This window comes from Enterovibrio makurazakiensis (assembly GCF_050336585.1).
Classification (GTDB): Bacteria; Pseudomonadota; Gammaproteobacteria; order Enterobacterales; family Vibrionaceae; genus Enterovibrio; species Enterovibrio gelatinilyticus.
The window spans coordinates 1-19533 of sequence record NZ_JAKJSE010000034.1; the positions used below are offsets into that span (position 1 = coordinate 1).

The 19533-nt window shown below is 47.6% G+C and carries 16 protein-coding genes; 12 read left to right on the forward strand and 4 right to left on the reverse strand.

Features of this window, described 5'->3' with window-relative positions; genetic code table 11:
- The 9 genes from L4D06_RS22265 to rpoC all read left to right on the forward strand — a co-directional run.
- On the forward strand, positions 1-230 hold a 230-nt coding region (locus L4D06_RS22265), incomplete at its 5' end, for an EF-Tu C-terminal domain-related protein (protein WP_489685850.1).
- Positions 231-448: 218 nt separating this feature from the next.
- On the forward strand, positions 449-820 hold the full coding sequence (secE, locus tag L4D06_RS22270) for a preprotein translocase subunit SecE (RefSeq protein ID WP_028024460.1): 372 nt from the start codon (positions 449-451) through the stop codon (positions 818-820).
- Positions 821-830: 10 nt separating this feature from the next.
- The gene (nusG, locus tag L4D06_RS22275) at positions 831-1376 is read left to right on the forward strand and encodes a transcription termination/antitermination protein NusG (protein ID WP_028024461.1); all 546 of its coding nucleotides are present in this window, start codon (positions 831-833) and stop codon (positions 1374-1376) included.
- A 125-nt stretch (positions 1377-1501) separates the two neighbouring features.
- The gene (rplK, locus tag L4D06_RS22280; RefSeq protein WP_062710350.1) at positions 1502-1930 is read left to right on the forward strand and encodes a 50S ribosomal protein L11; all 429 of its coding nucleotides are present in this window, start codon (positions 1502-1504) and stop codon (positions 1928-1930) included.
- 4 nt (positions 1931-1934) lie between these two features.
- Positions 1935-2639: a 50S ribosomal protein L1 gene (rplA, locus tag L4D06_RS22285; protein WP_274166607.1), complete on the forward strand. Its 705-nt coding sequence runs from the start codon at positions 1935-1937 to the stop codon at positions 2637-2639.
- 233 nt (positions 2640-2872) lie between these two features.
- Complete coding sequence (gene rplJ / locus L4D06_RS22290) at positions 2873-3367, forward strand: 50S ribosomal protein L10 (RefSeq protein ID WP_274166606.1); 495 nt, start codon at positions 2873-2875, stop codon at positions 3365-3367.
- Positions 3368-3427: 60 nt separating this feature from the next.
- Positions 3428-3793 carry a 50S ribosomal protein L7/L12 gene (gene rplL, locus L4D06_RS22295; RefSeq protein ID WP_274166605.1) on the forward strand — a complete coding sequence of 122 codons (366 nt, stop codon included), beginning with the start codon at positions 3428-3430 and terminating at the stop codon, positions 3791-3793.
- A gap of 231 nt (positions 3794-4024) precedes the next feature.
- On the forward strand, positions 4025-8050 hold the full coding sequence (gene rpoB, locus L4D06_RS22300) for a DNA-directed RNA polymerase subunit beta (protein ID WP_274166604.1): 4026 nt from the start codon (positions 4025-4027) through the stop codon (positions 8048-8050).
- Between the two features lie 114 nt (positions 8051-8164).
- Positions 8165-12379, forward strand: a complete 4215-nt coding sequence (gene rpoC, locus L4D06_RS22305) for a DNA-directed RNA polymerase subunit beta' (protein WP_274166603.1) — start codon at positions 8165-8167, stop codon at positions 12377-12379.
- Positions 12380-12645: 266 nt separating this feature from the next.
- On the opposite strand, the gene L4D06_RS22310 is transcribed toward rpoC, so the two are convergent.
- Positions 12646-13125: an Rsd/AlgQ family anti-sigma factor gene (locus tag L4D06_RS22310; RefSeq protein WP_028024468.1), complete on the reverse strand. Its 480-nt coding sequence runs from the start codon at positions 13123-13125 to the stop codon at positions 12646-12648.
- A gap of 142 nt (positions 13126-13267) precedes the next feature.
- Here L4D06_RS22310 and nudC point away from each other — a divergent pair, with 142 nt between their 5' ends.
- Together nudC and hemE are read left to right on the forward strand one after the other, a co-directional pair.
- The gene (gene nudC, locus L4D06_RS22315; protein ID WP_429741434.1) at positions 13268-14029 is read left to right on the forward strand and encodes an NAD(+) diphosphatase; all 762 of its coding nucleotides are present in this window, start codon (positions 13268-13270) and stop codon (positions 14027-14029) included.
- 432 nt (positions 14030-14461) lie between these two features.
- Positions 14462-15529, forward strand: a complete 1068-nt coding sequence (gene hemE, locus L4D06_RS22320) for a uroporphyrinogen decarboxylase (RefSeq protein WP_429741436.1) — start codon at positions 14462-14464, stop codon at positions 15527-15529.
- A 389-nt stretch (positions 15530-15918) separates the two neighbouring features.
- On the opposite strand, the gene L4D06_RS22325 is transcribed toward hemE, so the two are convergent.
- Positions 15919-16497, reverse strand: coding sequence for a uracil-DNA glycosylase family protein (locus L4D06_RS22325; protein ID WP_429741438.1), 579 nt, complete (start codon positions 16495-16497; stop codon positions 15919-15921).
- Between the two features lie 2 nt (positions 16498-16499).
- Positions 16500-17408, reverse strand: coding sequence for a D-2-hydroxyacid dehydrogenase (locus L4D06_RS22330; protein ID WP_429741482.1), 909 nt, complete (start codon positions 17406-17408; stop codon positions 16500-16502).
- A 138-nt stretch (positions 17409-17546) separates the two neighbouring features.
- Between L4D06_RS22330 and L4D06_RS22335 the strand changes: the two genes are divergently transcribed.
- Positions 17547-18134, forward strand: a complete 588-nt coding sequence (locus L4D06_RS22335) for a YjaG family protein (protein ID WP_274166599.1) — start codon at positions 17547-17549, stop codon at positions 18132-18134.
- 50 nt (positions 18135-18184) lie between these two features.
- Here L4D06_RS22335 and L4D06_RS22340 read toward each other — a convergent pair whose 3' ends face one another.
- Positions 18185-19369 (reverse strand): hemolysin family protein, encoded by a 1185-nt coding sequence (locus L4D06_RS22340; protein WP_429741440.1) that lies wholly within the window; start codon positions 19367-19369, stop codon positions 18185-18187.
- Positions 19370-19533 lie beyond the last annotated feature (164 nt).

Genomic DNA, 19533 nt, shown 5'->3' on the forward strand with positions numbered 1-19533 from the left:
GTCATACTCCGTTCTTCAAAGGCTACCGTCCACAGTTCTACTTCCGTACAACTGACGTGACCGGTACTATCGAACTGCCAGAAGGCGTTGAGATGGTAATGCCTGGTGATAACATTTCTATGACTGTTACTCTAATCGCGCCAATCGCGATGGACGAAGGTCTACGCTTCGCAATCCGCGAAGGTGGCCGTACAGTTGGTGCGGGTGTTGTTGCTAAAATCATCGAATAAGATTTGACGACACACTAGCAAAAAGGGCATCATTTGATGCCCTTTTTCTGCACCAAATCTTTAGATTGAACTTTTTTTCGCCGATTGGTCGCAGTGATATACGTTTTAAGAGAAGAAAATGAGCGACGATGTAAGTCCGCACAGCTTTTCTTGTTCTTTTCACCTCGCTAACGCGAGGTTGTTGTCGTCGATGAAATAGATTAGTACAGGTAGAATGTATGAAAGCGAATGCTGAAGCCCCAACCGGGTCAATGGACACCCTAAAATGGGTTGTGGTTTTTGCCTTAGTGGCGACTGCTGTAGTAGGAAATAGCGTTTACGGCGATATGTCCGTCGTACTACGTGCAGCTGCGGTTGTTGTGCTTGTTGCAGCGGCCGGTGGTGTTGCTGCCTTAACAGGTAAAGGCAAAGCGGCGATCACGTTTGCACGTGAGTCGCGTATGGAAGTGCGCAAAGTGGTATGGCCAACGCGCCAAGAAACTTTGCAGACCACTCTCATCGTTCTGGCTGTTACTGTCGTCATGGCGCTCATCCTGTGGGGTATCGACGGTATTATGGTCCGTCTGGTCCGCCTATTCACTGGCGTGTGAGGATAACTACATGAGCGAAGCTCCTAAAAAACGTTGGTATGTTGTTCAGGCTTTCTCCGGCTTTGAAGGCCGTGTATCTAAGTCTCTGAACGAGTATATCAAGATTCACGAAATGGAAGATTTCTTCGGTGAGATACTTGTACCTACCGAGGAAGTTGTAGAAATGCGCGCAGGACAGCGTCGCAAGAGTGAACGCAAGTTTTTCCCAGGGTACGTTCTGGTTCAGATGATCATGAATGATGAATCATGGCACTTGGTACGTAGTGTGCCGCGTGTGATGGGCTTCATTGGTGGTACACCTGACCGCCCAGCACCGATTTCTGATAAAGAAGCTGATGCTATCCTGAACCGTCTGGAAAAAGCGAGCGAATCTCCAGTGCACAAAACTGTGTACGAAGCGGGTGAAGTTGTCCGTGTTACTGAAGGCCCATTTGCGGACTTCAATGGCGTGGTAGAAGAAGTTGATTACGAGAAGAGCCGCGTTAAGGTTTCTGTATCTATCTTCGGTCGTGCGACACCAGTAGAGCTAGAATTCAGTCAGGTTGAAAAAAGCTGATCGTTTTTTGCTCGGAAAGTATTGCTAGGGGCGCGAAATTTGAATACAATTTCGCGCCCTTTTGTTAAACGGGGAGTCTGTTTATTTAGAAACAGACGTTTGAACCCAAATTTAGGTATTTAGTAATGGCTAAAAAAGTAGAAGCTTACATCAAGCTGCAAGTTGCAGCAGGTATGGCTAACCCAAGTCCACCAGTTGGTCCAGCTCTTGGTCAACATGGCGTAAACATCATGGAATTCTGTAAAGCGTTTAACGCACGTACAGAATCTCTAGAGAAAGGTCTGCCGACTCCAGTTGTTATCTCTGTATACAGCGACCGTTCTTTCACTTTCGAAATGAAGACTCCACCTGCTGCAGTTCTTCTTAAGAAAGCTGCTGGTATCAAGTCTGGTTCAGGCCGTCCTAACACTGAGAAAGTTGGTACTATTACTGACGCTCAGATCCAGGAAATCGCTGAAACTAAAGCGAAAGACATGACTGGTGCAGACATTGAAGCGATGAAACGCTCAATTGCTGGTACTGCTCGTTCAATGGGTCTGGTAGTAGAGGGTTAAGACAATGGCTAAACTGACTAAACGCATGCGCGTTATCCGCGACAAAGTTGATGTTACTCGTGAGTACGATATCAACGAAGCTGTTGCTCTTCTTAAAGAACTGGCTACTGCTAAATTCGTAGAAAGTGTTGATGTTGCAGTAAACCTGGGCATCGATGCACGTAAATCAGATCAAAACGTTCGTGGCGCAACTGTGTTGCCACACGGTACTGGTCGTGACATCCGCGTAGCGGTATTCACTCAAGGTGCAAACGCTGAAGCTGCGAAAGAAGCTGGTGCTGATATCGTTGGTATGGAAGATCTGGCTGACCAAATCAAGAAAGGCGAAATGAACTTCGACGTTGTTATCGCATCTCCTGATGCAATGCGCGTTGTAGGTCAATTGGGTACTATCTTGGGTCCACGCGGCCTGATGCCAAACCCTAAAGTTGGTACTGTAACCCCTAACGTTGCTGAAGCAGTTAAAAATGCTAAAGCTGGTCAGGTTCGTTACCGTAACGACAAGAACGGTATCATCCACACCACAATTGGTAAGGTTGATTTCGATGCTGACAAACTTAAGGGTAACCTTGAAGCATTGTTGGTAGCTCTGAAGAAAGCTAAGCCTTCTTCAGCGAAAGGTACTTTCGTTAAGAAAGTAAGCATCTCTACCACTATGGGTGCAGGTGTTGCGGTTGACCAGAACACTCTGGACGCACAAGCAATCTAATTTGCTTAAAGCGGGGAGTTACTGTACAATTTCCCGCTTTAAAATAATGGCTGATGTCCGCTAGTCGGACTTCGTCCAAGACCGTAGGCGTTTCATCTTCGGATAGGAACTTAATTAGCCTACGTAGACGGTGCCAGAACATGATAGATAAATTCTTTCTTGGATCTGCGCCGTACTTACTCTCCTGCTGAGAAGTAGCGAGTGGTGTATATATAATCCAGGAGCAAATCCAAATGGCATTAAATCTTCAAGACAAAAAAGCAATTGTTGCTGAAGTCAACGAAGCTGCCAGTGGTGCCCTTTCTGCAGTTGTAGCTGATTCTCGCGGTGTAGCGGTTGGTGCAATGACTTCTCTACGTAAACAAGCTCGTGAAGCTGGCGTTTACATGAGAGTTGTTCGTAACACCCTTGCTCGTCGTGCAGTTGAAGGCACTGACTATGCATGTCTTCAAGACATCTTCGTTGGTCCTTCACTGATTGCGTTCTCTAATGAGCACCCAGGTGCTGCGGCGCGTCTTTTCAAAGACTTCGCTAAAGAGAACAAAAATTTCGAAATCAAAGCTGCTGCATTCGAAGGCTCTATCACTGATGCTGACGTTCTAGCAACGCTGCCAACTTACGACGAAGCTATCGCACGCCTAATGATGTGCATGAAAGAAGCGTCTGCTGGCAAGCTGGTACGTACCATTGCGGCTGTTCGCGACCAAAAAGAAGAAGCTGCGGCATAATTTGCCTTGCTTTTAACTGGTTGCTATTTAAACTAATTGTTGACTTTAAAGAGAATTGTTATGTCTATCACTAACGAGCAAATCCTAGACGCAGTTGCAGAAATGTCTGTAATGCAAGTTGTTGAACTAATCGAAGCTATGGAAGAGAAGTTCGGTGTTTCTGCTGCAGCAGCAGTAGTTGCAGGCGGCGCAGCAGCAGAAGCTGTTGAAGAGCAAACTGAATTCGACGTAATCCTAACTTCTTGTGGTCCAAACAAAGTTGCTGTTATCAAAGCAGTACGTGGCGCAACTGGCCTAGGTCTGAAAGAAGCTAAAGCTGTTGTTGACGGTGCTCCAGCTCCGTTGAAAGAAGCTGTTTCTAAAGAAGAAGCTGACGCTCTTAAAGCACAGCTAGAAGAAGCTGGTGCTTCTGTTGAAGTTAAGTAATTATTGCTTAGCTTCTTAGCCTGAAATGGCTAATGGCTGGTGGCTAAATAGTCACCGGCCTTTTTGCGCTGTAGGGCAGTAGTGAATTTTGCACCCCGTTTAGTCACTACTATCCATGCAAAAAGACATCAGATTAACCCTCTGATGTTCCTACAGTAAACGGTTGGTTGTTTAGTTACTGTCCCTCAGTCTGGACAGTTTGGGTCACTTATCAGCGAGCTGAGGAACCCTATGGTTTACTCTTATACCGAGAAAAAGCGTATCCGTAAGGATTTTGGTAAGCGTCCGCAAGTCTTGGACGTACCATACTTACTGTCTATCCAGCTTGATTCTTTCGAAAAATTTATCGAGCAGGATCCAGAAGGGCAATACGGTCTTGAAGCTGCCTTTCGCTCTGTATTTCCGATTCAGAGCTACAATGGCAATTCCGAGCTGCAATACGTTAGCTATCGTCTCGGTGAGCCAGTTTTTGATGTTAAAGAATGCCAAATTCGTGGCGTAACTTATTCTGCACCGCTTCGCGTGAAATTGCGCCTAGTGATGTTTGACAAAGACGCACCGGCTGGCACCGTAAAAGACATTAAAGAACAAGAAGTCTACATGGGTGAAATTCCACTCATGACCGACAATGGTACCTTCGTAATTAACGGTACTGAGAGGGTTATCGTATCCCAGCTGCATCGTAGCCCGGGCGTCTTCTTCGACAGCGATAAGGGTAAAACCCATTCCTCAGGTAAAGTGCTGTACAACGCACGTATCATTCCATACCGCGGTTCGTGGTTGGACTTTGAGTTTGATCCTAAAGATGCTGTTTACGTCCGTATTGACCGTCGTCGTAAGCTACCTGCATCGATCATTCTTCGTGCGCTGGAATACACCACAGAGCAAATTCTTGACATGTTCTTCGACAAAATTGTGTTCGAAGTACAAGGCAAGTCTCTGGTGATGGAGCTGGTACCTGATCGTCTACGTGGTGAAACTGCGAGCTTTGATATCGAAGCAGACGGCAAGGTATACATCGAACAAGGTCGTCGCATTACTGCGCGCCACATTCGTCAGCTTGAAAAAGACGGCGTGACAAAAATTGAAGTTCCTGTTGAGTATATCGTGGGCAAAGTTGCTGCACGTGATTACATCAACGAGGAAACCGGTGAGATCATTGCACCTGCTAACCAAGAACTGAGCCTAGAAACGCTAGCGCTTCTTTCTCAAGCAGGCCACAAGAAGATCGAAACCCTGTTCACCAATGACTTGGACAACGGCCCGTACATGTCTGATACCTTGCGTATCGACAGCACGACTGACCGTCTAAGCGCGTTGGTTGAAATTTACCGCATGATGCGCCCTGGTGAGCCACCAACGCGCGAAGCAGCGGAGCAGCTTTTTGAAAGCTTGTTCTTCTCAGAAGATCGTTACGATCTGTCTGCGGTAGGTCGCATGAAGTTCAACAGTTCACTGTGCCGCGAAGAAATGACCGGTTCTGGCGTGCTGAGCCATGACGATATTATCCAGGTTATGCGTAAGCTTATCGATATCCGTAACGGTATTGGTGAAGTTGATGATATTGACCACTTGGGTAACCGTCGTATTCGTTCTGTTGGCGAAATGGCAGAGAACCAATTCCGTGTAGGTCTGGTTCGTGTTGAGCGTGCGGTTAAAGAACGTCTAAGCCTTGGCGACCTTGATGCAATCATGCCTCAAGATCTGATCAACGCTAAACCAATCTCTGCGGCAGTGAAAGAGTTCTTTGGCTCTTCTCAGTTGTCACAGTTTATGGACCAAAACAACCCGTTGTCAGAAGTGACGCACAAGCGTCGTATCTCTGCATTGGGTCCAGGCGGTCTGACGCGTGAGCGCGCAGGCTTTGAAGTTCGAGATGTTCACGCTACCCACTACGGTCGCCTATGTCCTATCGAAACGCCTGAAGGTCCAAACATCGGTCTGATTAACTCGCTTTCAGCATATGCACGTACTAACCCGTACGGCTTCCTGGAAACGCCTTACCGTAAAGTTGTTGACGGTAAAGTTACGGATCAAATTGATTACCTTTCTGCTATCGAAGAAGGTCAATTCGTTATCGCACAGGCGAATGCCGTGTTGAACGAAGACGGTTCTTTCGGTGAAGAATTGATCACTGCTCGCCAGAAAGGCGATTCAGGTCTGCACCCACGCGATCACGTTCAGTACATGGACGTTGCAACCAACCAGGTTGTATCGGTGGCAGCATCTCTGATCCCGTTCCTAGAGCACGATGATGCTAACCGTGCACTTATGGGTGCGAACATGCAACGTCAGGCAGTTCCAACTTTGCGTGCTGATAAGCCGCTAGTAGGTACTGGTATTGAGCGTGCAGTAGCGGTTGACTCGGGCGTAACAGCTGTTGCTAAGCGCGGCGGTATGGTTCAGTCAGTAGATGCATCACGTATCGTTATTAAGGTTAATGAAGAAGAGCTGGTTTCTGGTGAAGCTGGTATCGATATTTACAACCTGACGAAGTACACCCGTTCTAACCAGAACACCTGTATCAACCAGCGTCCAACTGTGATGCCTGGTGAGCCAGTTGCACGTGGTGACGTGTTGGCTGATGGTCCTTCAACAGACCTAGGTGAACTAGCACTTGGCCAGAACATGCGTATCGCGTTCATGCCTTGGAATGGTTACAACTTCGAGGACTCCATCCTTGTATCTGAGCGTGTAGTGCAGGAAGACCGCCTGACTACCATCCACATCCAAGAGCTTTCTTGTGTGGCGCGTGATACTAAACTGGGTAGCGAAGAAATCACTGCTGATATCCCTAACGTGGGTGAAGCGGCTCTGTCTAAACTTGACGAATCTGGTGTTGTTTACATCGGTGCGGAAGTGAAAGGCGGTGACATTCTGGTAGGTAAAGTAACACCTAAAGGTGAAACTCAGCTTACACCAGAAGAAAAACTACTACGTGCAATCTTCGGCGAGAAAGCGTCTGACGTGAAAGACTCTTCTCTACGTGTTCCTAACGGCGTATCTGGTACGGTTATCGACGTACAAGTATTTACCCGTGACGGTGTAGAGAAAGACAAGCGTGCGCTAGAAATCGAAGAAATGCAGCTTAAAGAAGCCAAGAAAGACCTGACAGAAGAGTTCTCTATTCTTGAAGGTGGTTTGGTGGCACGTGTTCGTGGCGTACTGGGTCATGCCGGTTACAGCCAAGAAAAACTGGCGAACATGGATCGTCAGAGCATGCTAACGCAAACCCTTGACGACGAAGCGCTGCAAACTCAGCTTGAGCAACTGGCTGAGCAGTACGACGAGCTGAAATCTGACTTCGATAAGAAGTTCGATACCAAACGTCGCAAGATCACTCAGGGTGACGATCTAGCACCAGGTGTCCTTAAGATTGTTAAGGTTTACCTTGCTGTTAAACGTCGCATCCAGCCTGGTGATAAGATGGCGGGTCGTCACGGTAACAAGGGTGTTATCTCTAAGATTAACCCTGTTGAAGACATGCCGTACGACGAAACTGGTGAACCAGTAGACATCGTATTGAACCCACTGGGTGTACCGTCTCGTATGAACATCGGTCAGATCCTTGAAACCCACCTTGGCCTAGCGGCGAAAGGTATCGGTAACAAGATCAACAAGATGCTTAAAGAGCAGCAAGAGTTAGCGAAATTCCGCGAATTCCTGCAGAAGGTATACAGCCTGGGTGATACTCGTCAGAAAGTCGATATCAGCACAATGACTGATGACGAAGTGCGTACATTGATCCAAAACTTGCGTGCAGGTCTTCCGATTGCAACGCCAGTATTCGACGGTGCACCAGAGCCTTCAATCAAAGAATTGTTGAAGCTCGGTGATCTGCCTGAGTCTGGTCAGTTGAACTTGTTCGACGGCCGTACTGGTGAGAAGTTTGAGCGTCCTGTAACTGTTGGTTACATGTACATGCTGAAACTGAACCACTTGGTTGATGACAAGATGCATGCTCGTTCTACCGGTTCTTACAGCCTAGTTACTCAGCAGCCGCTGGGTGGTAAAGCTCAGTTCGGTGGCCAGCGTTTCGGTGAGATGGAAGTGTGGGCGCTTGAAGCATACGGCGCAGCATACACCTTGCAAGAAATGCTGACTGTTAAGTCGGATGACGTGAACGGCCGTACGAAGATGTATAAGAACATCGTCGATGGCGATCACCGCATGGAGCCGGGTATGCCGGAATCTTTCAATGTATTGCTGAAAGAAATCCGCTCGTTGGGTATCAACATCGAGCTGGAAGACGAATAAGCCAAGGCTTGCTCGTAACTCCCTTCGCACTAAACTGCGAAGGGATTTCCGGTATCAATATGAAGGCGCTGACTGCCAGCGCCTTTCTGGGTCAACTCCTCACAGGAGCCAAATGTGAAAGACTTACTTAAGTTTCTGAAAGCACAGCATAAGACCGAAGAATTTGATGCAATCAAAATCGGTCTAGCTTCACCAGACATGATTCGTTCATGGTCTTTCGGTGAAGTTAAAAAGCCAGAAACCATTAACTACCGTACCTTTAAGCCTGAACGTGACGGCCTTTTCTGTGCACGTATCTTTGGCCCGGTAAAAGACTACGAATGTCTTTGCGGTAAATACAAGCGCCTTAAGCACCGTGGTGTGATCTGTGAAAAATGTGGTGTTGAAGTTACTCAGACCAAAGTACGCCGTGAGCGTATGGGTCACATTGAGTTGGCTTCACCTGTTGCCCACATCTGGTTCCTGAAATCACTACCGTCTCGTATCGGTTTGCTGATGGACATGCCTTTGCGTGACATCGAGCGTGTTCTGTACTTCGAATCATATGTTGTGATCGAACCAGGCATGACCGATCTTGAGCGTAGCCAAATGCTGTCTGAAGAGCAGTATCTTGACGCGCTTGAGCAATGGGGTGACGAATTCGACGCTCGCATGGGTGCCGAAGCAGTGAAAGCATTGCTAGCCAACATGGACCTGCAAGCTGAAACTGAACTAATGCGTGAAGAGCTGGAAGAAACCAACTCTGAAACTAAGCGCAAGAAAATCACCAAGCGTTTGAAGCTTGTTGAAGCATTCCTACAGTCTGGAAACAACCCTGAGTGGATGATCCTGACTGTACTTCCAGTTCTGCCACCGGACCTTCGTCCATTGGTACCACTGGATGGCGGTCGTTTCGCGACTTCAGATCTTAACGATCTGTACCGTCGTGTAATCAACCGTAACAACCGTCTGAAACGCCTACTTGATCTGGCTGCACCTGACATCATCGTACGTAACGAAAAGCGTATGCTGCAAGAGTCAGTTGACGCCCTGCTAGACAACGGTCGTCGTGGTCGTGCCATCACTGGTTCGAACAAGCGTCCGCTTAAGTCTCTAGCTGACATGATCAAAGGTAAGCAAGGTCGTTTCCGTCAGAACTTGCTTGGTAAGCGTGTAGACTACTCTGGTCGTTCGGTAATCACCGTAGGTCCATACCTTCGTCTACACCAGTGTGGTCTTCCTAAGAAGATGGCACTTGAGCTATTCAAACCATTTATCTACGGCAAACTAGAAGCACGTGGTCTTGCGACTACGATCAAAGCTGCTAAGAAAATGGTTGAGCGCGAAGAAGCTGTCGTTTGGGATATCTTGGATGAAGTTATCCGTGAACACCCAGTACTGCTAAACCGTGCACCAACACTTCACCGTTTGGGTATTCAGGCATTTGAACCTGTACTGATCGAAGGTAAAGCGATTCAGCTTCACCCGCTGGTTTGTGCGGCATACAACGCCGACTTCGATGGTGACCAAATGGCGGTACACGTACCGTTGACGTTGGAAGCTCAACTTGAAGCACGTGCTCTGATGATGTCGACCAACAACATCCTGTCTCCAGCGTCCGGTGATCCAATCATCGTACCTTCTCAGGACGTTGTATTGGGTCTGTACTACATGACCCGTGACAAAGTTAATGCGAAAGGCGAAGGCCTTTACCTGTCAGGCTCTGCGGAAGCTGAAAAAGCTTACCGTACTGGCAACGCTGAACTGCATGCTCGCGTAAAAGTACGCTTGAAAGAAGTGCTGTTTGACGAGATGGGTAACCGCACCGAGTCAGTAGAACTGCGTGACACCACCGTTGGTCGTGCAATGTTGTGGCAAATCGTGCCTGAAGGCCTGCCATACGACATCGTTAACCAAGCGTTGGGTAAAAAGCAGATCTCTAACTTGCTGAACACTTGTTACCGTAAGCTGGGTCTGAAAGACACCGTTATCTTCGCTGACCAAATCATGTACACCGGTTTCGCTTACGCGGCACTGTCTGGTGTATCTGTTGGTATCGACGACATGGTGATCCCACAGGCTAAATACGACCTGATCGAAGCGGCTGAAGCTGAAGTTGCTGAAATTCAGGAGCAGTTCCAGTCTGGTCTGGTAACCGCTGGCGAACGTTATAACAAAGTTATCGATATCTGGGCTGCGGCGAACGAACAAGTTGCTAAAGCGATGATGGATAACTTGTCTCACGACACCGTTATTAACCGCGACGGCGAACAAGAAGAACAGAAATCGTTTAACAGCGTTTACATGATGGCCGACTCAGGTGCTCGTGGTTCTGCTGCTCAGATTCGTCAGTTGGCGGGTATGCGTGGTCTGATGGCTAAGCCGGATGGCTCAATCATCGAAACGCCAATCACTGCGAACTTCCGTGAAGGTTTGAACGTACTTCAGTACTTCATCTCGACGCACGGTGCTCGTAAGGGTCTTGCGGATACCGCACTTAAGACTGCGAACTCAGGTTACCTGACTCGTCGTCTAGTAGACGTTGCACAAGATGTTGTTGTAACTGAATCCGACTGTGGTACCAGCGAAGGTATCCACATGATGGCTGTTATCGAAGGCGGCGACGTTAAAGAAGCACTGCGTGAGCGTGTTCTTGGTCGTGTTGTTGCTGAAGACGTGATGAAGCCTGGTACAGATGAAGTTCTTGCACCTCGTAACACGCTTCTTGATGAGAAGTGGTGTGAGATCCTAGAACTGAACTCTGTTGACCAAGTGAAAGTACGCTCTGTAGTTAGCTGTCAGACAGACTTCGGTTGTTGTGCAAACTGTTACGGTCGTGACTTGGCGCGTGGTCATATCATTAACCACGGTGAAGCAGTCGGTGTAATCGCTGCTCAGTCAATCGGTGAGCCGGGTACACAGCTGACAATGCGTACGTTCCACATTGGTGGTGCGGCATCGCGTGCGGCAGCAGAAAACAGCATCCAAGTGAAGAACAAGGGTTCGTTGCACCTGCACAATGCGAAGTTCGTTACGAACAACGCAGGCAAGCTGGTTATCACGTCTCGTGCTTCTGAGCTGACTATCGTTGATGAGTTTGGTCGTACGAAGGAAAACTATAAGCTTCCTTACGGTACTATCCTTGCGAAGAAAGACGGTGACGCAGTGGCTATCGGTGAAACCGTAGCAAACTGGGACCCGCACACAATGCCAATCATCACGGAAGTGGAAGGTCGTATCCAGTTCCATGACATGATCGATGGCGTGACTGTTCAGCGTCAAACTGATGAGCTGACAGGTCTGTCTTCAATGGTGATTTTGGACGCTGCTGAGCGTACATCTGCCGGTAAAGACATGCGTCCAACCGTTAAGCTGCTTGACGCTGCTGGTAACGATATCATGATCCCAGGTACTGACATGCCTGCACAATACTTCCTACCTGGTAAAGCAATTGTCCAGTTGGAAGATGGTGCAACCGTTGGTATTGGTGAAGTGCTTTCACGTATCCCGCAAGCTGCAAGTGGTACGAAAGATATCACCGGTGGTCTGCCACGCGTAGCGGATCTATTCGAAGCTCGTAAGCCTAAAGAACCTGCAATTCTGGCAGAGATCACTGGTGCAATCTCCTTCGGTAAAGAAACCAAAGGTAAACGTCGCCTGATCATCACGCCAACTGACGGTTCACCATACGAAGAGATGATTCCTAAGTGGCGTCAGCTGAACGTATTCGAAGGTGAAAAAGTTGAGAAGGGTGACGTAATCGCTGATGGTCCAGAGTCTCCACACGATATTCTGCGTCTACGTGGTGTGCGTGCGGTAACTGAATACATCACTAACGAAGTGCAAGACGTTTACCGTCTGCAAGGCGTTAAGATTAACGATAAGCACATCGAGACTATCGTTCGTCAGATGCTACGTAAGGTAACTATCACATCTTCTGGTGACTCTGAGTTCCTAGAAGGTGAGCAGGTAGAATTCTCTCGCGTAACCATTGCGAACCGTAAGCTTGAAGACGAAGGTAAGCAAATTGCTTCTTTCGGTCGCGATCTGTTGGGTATTACTAAAGCGTCTCTGGCAACTGAGTCGTTCATCTCTGCAGCATCGTTCCAGGAAACCACTCGCGTTCTTACTGAAGCAGCGGTATCTGGTAAGCGTGATGAGCTTCGTGGTCTTAAAGAGAACGTTATCGTTGGTCGCTTGATCCCTGCAGGTACAGGCTTTGCTTATCACAAGACGCGTCAAACTCGTCGTCAAGTGGTAGAAGCACCTGTTGCTCCGCAAATGGATGCTGAACAAGCATCTCAGGATCTAGCTGCACTTCTGAACGCTGGTCTTAACGACGACCTTTAAGTCCTGACTTAAAGTGATAAAAGGCACCCTTCGGGGTGCCTTTTTTATTGCCGAAAGAAAACCAACCTGAATATTCTGCTGCAAAGCGAGAAGCGAGAAGCGAGAAGCGAGAAGCGAGAAGCGAGAAGCGAGAAGCGAGAAGCGAGAAGCGAGAAGCGAGAAGCGAGAAGCGAGAAGCGAGAAGCGAGAAGCGATGAAGACAACAGAGACCGGCTAGTGAGGCCACTAACCGGACTATGGGATTGGCAAAGACAAGATACTAAGCGTTAAGCACCTGGTGGAATCGACAGGCTATCAGCAATCAGTTGTATCAGCATGTCTTCCTGTTCGAAGCGCAGTTCCATTATTTCGCCGACACGAGAAATATCATTGTCAAAACGGGCAAAATTATCTTCATCCAATACGAATGCGCTGTATTTGTCGTTGAAAGTCAGCAAGGGTTCAGTGGTTTCTACTATGCGCGAGTAGAGCGTGTCTATCTCAGCGTTGCTAGAAAACCCTGTGGATTGCCAACGATTCATGACCATGTCATAAATCTTAAAATGTCCTGCGGAGATGTAATCGACTAATGCTTCGCAAAATCGATTCAATTCCTGTTCAGTAGGAAGACAATTTTTATTGCCGCCTGACAGCCCAGCGACCTTTGAATATTCAACCAGTAGTTCTTGTCGCAACGTCAACCAATAGTCGATGACATCGCTATATCCGCCCCACTGTTGTTGTGCTTTTTCGAGTTTATTTAGCATGACCACGTTCCTCATGATCAGCGCACCTGAGCGCTCTTATAGGATTTGAGCCATATCATTCTGGCTATCATTTTACTAACATCAGGTAGTTGATTTTAGAGTGCCCCAATTTGTCACGGTTAGCAAGGATCGAAACTGCGTTATGTCTGATCAAAAAGATCTTGTGTACTTGTGTTGTGCAAACGACGGAAAGTTATGGTTACCCGATCACAGCTTACCCTTAATTTCCCAAGTAGAGCTTGAGAAAATGGCGTTATCTAGCTATGTCATCGGCGAATTTGAGAATAAGGCCGTTCACTATACCTCTGATAGTGGAGGTTTTTCCTTCGCCGATTTTGATAGCCTTCGTAGCCAGCTTTCTATTAACCCTTCGTTGTTCAATCTTGCTGGTAGAGCAATTCAACTCGACTATATGCGCAATACACAGCGCTTTTGTAGTCAGTGCGGTGGTAGCAATTGCTTTGATGCGCAACATGTCGCGATGGTTTGTCTGCAGTGTCATACCGTACATTATCCGCGTGTCTCACCGTGTGTCATTGTTGCGGTTAGGCGAGGAGGGGAAATATTGTTGGCTCATCACCCCCGTCATAGAAATGGAATGTATACCGTGATTGCAGGGTTTGTTGAAGCTGGTGAAACGCTAGAACAGTGTGTCGCTCGAGAGGTGCTTGAAGAGACAGGTATCGTCGTGACGAACATTCGCTACTTCGATAGCCAGCCGTGGGCGTTCCCATCGAACCTCATGATTGGCTTCATTGCAGATTACGCGTCAGGCGATATTAATCCAGATTATGAAGAGCTTACGGATGCGCAGTGGTTTGGGTTAGATGACTTACCGCTGGTGGCTCCGGAGGGTACGATTGCACGGCGGTTGATTGAAGAAGTGCGCCTGCAACGAGGGTGAATAAAGCGGAGATTGGTTCAGAAAATCTGGAGAAAGAGGCCTGATCAATGCAAAGAGGGGTGAGAAAGTAACCCTCTTTCTACAGCCAATCATCCGTTAGCAGCGAGGGCGCAGGGAGGCGATCGCCCTACTGTAAATCGACGAATCAAAAAAAGCGGGAGTCACCCGCCATTACGAGAGTTTTTCTAGCCTGCGAGCCGATGAATAGCCAAAAAAAACCCGCCGTAGGGAGGCGGGAGTAAGATGCGATATTTATGGGTAGTGTCTATCAGACATTTTGTTATTAGAAGCAAATTTTTAACATGTGCGTAATGCTTCAGCAAACATCCTGCATCCTGAGAGATGATATTTATGATCGTCTCCACAAAGGGCGGCTTTTGTTGCTCTCTGAGGGTGATACAATAGCGCCACTCAACTTTTAGGATGTGAACAATGACAGAACTAAAGAATGATCGCTATTTGCGTGCTCTGTTAAAAGAGCCGGTCGATTACACGCCGGTATGGATGATGCGTCAAGCAGGTCGTTATTTGCCAGAGTATAAGGCGACGCGTGCGGAAGCTGGCGACTTTATGTCATTGTGTAAAAATGCAGAGCTGGCGTGTGAAGTTACTCTGCAACCATTGCGTCGCTTCCCTCTTGATGCTGCTATTCTATTTTCAGACATTTTGACTATCCCAGATGCAATGGGACTTGGTTTGTATTTTGAGACCGGTGAAGGTCCAAAGTTTGAACGCCCAATTACCTGCAAAGCTGATGTCGAAAAAATCGGTCTTCCTGACCCGGAAGGTGAACTGCAATATGTCATGAATGCAGTACGTGCTTGTCGAAAAGGGTTGAACGGTGACGTGCCATTGATCGGTTTCTCTGGAAGCCCTTGGACACTGGCCACCTACATGGTCGAAGGCGGCAGCTCGAAAGCCTTCACCAAAATCAAAAAGATGATGTACGCCGATCCTCAAACGCTGCACCTGCTTTTGGATAAGCTGGCGGACAGTGTGATTGAGTACCTTAACGCGCAAATCAAAGCGGGCGCACAATCTGTGATGGTATTTGATACATGGGGCGGTGTATTGACGCCACGTGATTACAATGACTTCTCACTGCAATACATGCACAAAATCGTTGATGGCTTGATCCGTGAAAATGAAGGTCGCCGCGTACCTGTGACCTTGTTCACTAAGAACGGTGGCATGTGGCTAGAGAAAATTGCAGCGACGGGCTGTGATGGTGTTGGCCTGGATTGGACCATTGACATTGGTGAAGCAAAACGCCGCATTGGCGACAAAGTGGCGCTTCAAGGCAATATGGATCCTTCCATGCTGTATGCATCACCTGAACGCATTCGCCAAGAAGTGGGCACCATTCTTGAAGGGTTTGGTAACAGCAATACTGGCCACGTATTCAATTTGGGCCACGGCATTCATTTGGATGTGCCACCTGAAAATGCGGGTGTGTTCGTTGAAGCGGTACATGAGCTTTCAAAGCCTTACCACAAGTAATCAACGTCTTGCTTAGTTTGAAAATGGTCAGCGCTTGCTGACCATTTTTGTTTGGGCGATATTCTAATGAGGATGCTTAGTGCAGAGGTTCACTTGGAAAATACCTTGTAAAGCTGCACATTGAAATTAACTTAATTTTATCAATAAGATAGAGTGGCCGGTTGTTTTTTCATAACTATCATGATCCAAAAAGCTGCCATTTAATCTAAAAGCTGATCATGTTGAAAATATCTGTCTATACGGTAAATATGAACGGATTTTACTGTGCTGGGTTCTATCGGAAAATCGCTAAGAAAGCTGTACGCACTATAAATAACATTAAATATCAAACACTTATTTCTCTATAGGTTTGTATTTTAATTTCTCGATCAGCGAAAAGGTGAATGTTTTTATAAAAGCTGCTCAACTCTCTCTCGTAAATAAGGAAGCACATCTTCCTCAAACCAAGGGTTCTTTCTCAGCCAAATATTGTTGCGCGGCGATGGGTGGGGCAGCGCAATAAAATCAGGTGACCATTGTATGTTGGCTTTGACTGTCTCTGTCAGAGTGCGGGGTTTATTGGGTAGGTAGTAGCGTTGCGCGTAATCACCAATCAGCAGAGTCAGTTCTACGTTTGGCAGGTGTTGTTTGATCGACGCATGCCACGTTGGCGCGCACTCGGGGCGTGGAGGCAAATCCCCTGAGCTTCCTTTCCCTGGATAACAAAACCCCATGGGAACGATGGCAATGTTATTGGGATCGTAGAAGCATGGTTTTTCAATTTGAAGCCACTCTCGAAGGCGATCGCCGCTAGGGTCGTTCCAAGGTATCCCCGTTTCATGTACGCGTATTCCTGGTGCTTGGCCGATGATCAATAAACGCGCTGATGATGCGGCTTGTACCACGGGGCGCGGACCTAATGGTAAGTTCTCAGTACATAATTGGCATTGTTTTATCTCTTCAAGGAGAGTGAATAGCGTTTTAGACATGCTTAGTAGCCTGACTCAAAGTCGACAATGTGCTGCAGAGAAGTGCCTTCGATCCATCGCAAGTAGTTCTTTTTGAATAGCGCCACTACCTGTTCAGGAAAGCTGATGGCAGAAATATGTGGCGTCACAGAAATGGCAGAGTGAGACCAAAACGCGTGTTCACTGCCAAGGGGTTCCGTTACAAACACATCGAGAAACGCGTGCCTGATATGCTGCTTTTCAATGGCCGTCAGTAATCCCTGCTCTTCCAATACTGGTCCTCGACCTACATTAAACAACAAAGCTTGATGACAGTGTGACAGTAACTCTGCATTTAACAGATGTTTGGTTTGGGGGGTTGAAGGCAGTGTTGACACGATGACATCCGCTGATGCGAGCGCTTGGTGTAACTGGGCGTTAGATACTACGTCATCAAATGGCGCAACCATAGCACCTCTGCGGCTCACCCCTGTTACCTTCATTCCAAAATGTTTGGCGGTGGTTGCGACATGTGACCCAATAGAGCCAGTTCCGAGGATCACCATGTGCAGACCTTGAAGGCTGCTGTAAGGGATAGCGGACCAATGGCGCTTAGCTTGTTGTGCTTGGTATTCAGGCAGATGACGGGTGATGGACAGTAATTGTCCAAAGACATACTCGGACATGAGGGGGCCAAAAATACCGCGCACGTTTGTCAGTTGGTAATCGCGCTTGGGGTTGGCAAGCAACGCGTCACAACCCGCAAATGTGGATTGCAGCCATACTAGCCTTTGGGCGTGTTCAATGTGAGGCGCAAACAGAGGAGGGTCAGCAAGAACCACATTAGCGTCTTCAATCTGTGTGGTGATCGCGAGATCAGGCAGACGGGCTTTCGCGAGCAAATCCATATATTGGTCATGGTTTTCAGAACAAAGATAAAGTCGGTTCAAAATCCCTTCCTTTTCTATTTTGAATCATCCTTGAAACGCCTATGAAGCATGTTTCTTGAGGTCGTTCGTGGTTATCAAGTAAACTTGCCCCAAATTCCTTTCTGGCCAGCACTTGCTGTGTCATAAGATAGACGGCAGACCATGTTACAAAATCCGATCCAGCTGCGACTCGAAAAACTTGAACCTTGGCAGCATATCACTTTTATGACAGCGCTGGTGGAGCGCATGTATCCCAATTATGCGGTGTTCTGTCAGCAAACAAACTTTGCTGAACCGCAGGCTTTTCGTAATCTGCTGGATGCAGTATGGGAAATCCTGACTGTAAAAACGGCCAAGATAAACTTTGAGAATCAACTTGAGAAGCTCGAGGAGTTGATCCCAACTAACGAAGAGTTCGACATGTATCTGACCTACCCGGCCGTAGATGCGTGTGTGTCAATGTCGACCTTGCTTCACACCCTGCTCGATCGCGATTTGATGATGGAATCCGTGCTGAAAATCAGTCAGCAGTCAGTCGCGAGTGTTGCTCAGTTAGAAGAAGCACAAACTGGGATTGAGGTGACTAACGAGAATCAAAAGGAAATTGAATCTGTTTGTGCGGAGTGGGATGTGCAGTGGGAAATCTTCCGAGCACTTAAAGAGGCAGAGTCGCGTGATATTGAATTGATCCGTGGCATTCGTACTGAACTTCGCGAAGACGGTGTCAGCAACCTTGGTTTGTCACTGTAAGAAACCGTGAAGATTGAGATGAAAAAAAAAACGGGCTTTCGCCCGTTTTTTTATTTTGAAGATTTTGCGTCTTCTTCGTCGCTGGATGCACCGACTTTTTCTCTTGCATCTTCTGCTTGTGTATTTTCGGTTTCAGCAGAGGCCGCTTCCGCTTTCATCGCTTCTTGCTTTGCCTCTTCTTCATCATCATCTTTACTTTCAATCACACCATGGGTTTCTTTCCAGTCAGCCCAACGCTCATGCGCGAGTTCTTGCATGCTGGTCGTGGTGTCGGCTTCGTCGACAATGTCTTTGCCGACGAGGTGTTCAAAAATATCTTCCAAGGTGATGATGCCCTGAACATCACCATATTCGTCCACAATCAATGCCAACTGCGAACGCTGTGCCATCAAGCGATCAAACGCCTTCGGTACGTGGGTTGAGTCGTGCAACACAGGGATTGGACGCATCATGGTGCCGAGCTTATCGCCGCCGCGACCATGTTGGCGTGCGTAGAACAATTCTAGGCGGTGAACAAAGCCCATGATGTTATCGCGCTGCTCGGTATATACCAGAGGGCGAGAGAATGGCGTGTCATGGTGTTGATCAAGAAATTCTTCAATGGTCATGTCTGCATCAACGCGGAACAACACTGGGCGTGGCGTCATGAGTTTGGTGACAGACACATCGCGCAAGCTAAGTAGGTTGGTCAACATGGTCGATTCATCATCCGCCAACTCGCCATTTTCTTTTGCAAGCAGTGCCATTGCAGAAATTTCATCACGCAGCTTTGGTTGTTCCTTGCCACGAGACAAACGACGTGTCAGTTGCTCTGATGCCCAAACGATTGGGGTTAGAGCCCATACCATCCAACGAAGGATAGAGGCAGCACCTGGTGCCATTTGACGCCAGTAAGTCGCACCGATGGTTTTCGGTACAATTTCTGACAGCAACAAAATAGCCAATGTAAGGACCGCAGAGAATACGCCGAGCCATGCATCACCAAATACTTTGGTCGCTTGCGCACCGGATGCAGCTGCACCCACGGTGTGAGCAATGGTATTGAGCGTTAGGATAGAAGCGAGTGGACGATCAATGTCATCTTTGAGTTCTTGTAAGCGTGCTGCTGCAGGGTGGCCTTGTTGTCGCATTTGGGCCAAGTAACTGGGAGTGATACTCAAAAGAACCGCTTCGAGTACAGAACAAATAAATGAGACACCAATAGATAGTGCCACAAACATGATAAGCAGGATCATCGTTTTCCAGCGTAATAGTAATAAAACAGGAATAAAGTAGCGCCAAAGATCGGGTCTTAGCGCAGTAAATACAAGTGTTGATAAGGGAATATACCCAATATTTTGTGAGGATGCGCTCAGTTTGTGGTTAAAGACTCTGCAGACAGTCACTTGTAGCGCTACAA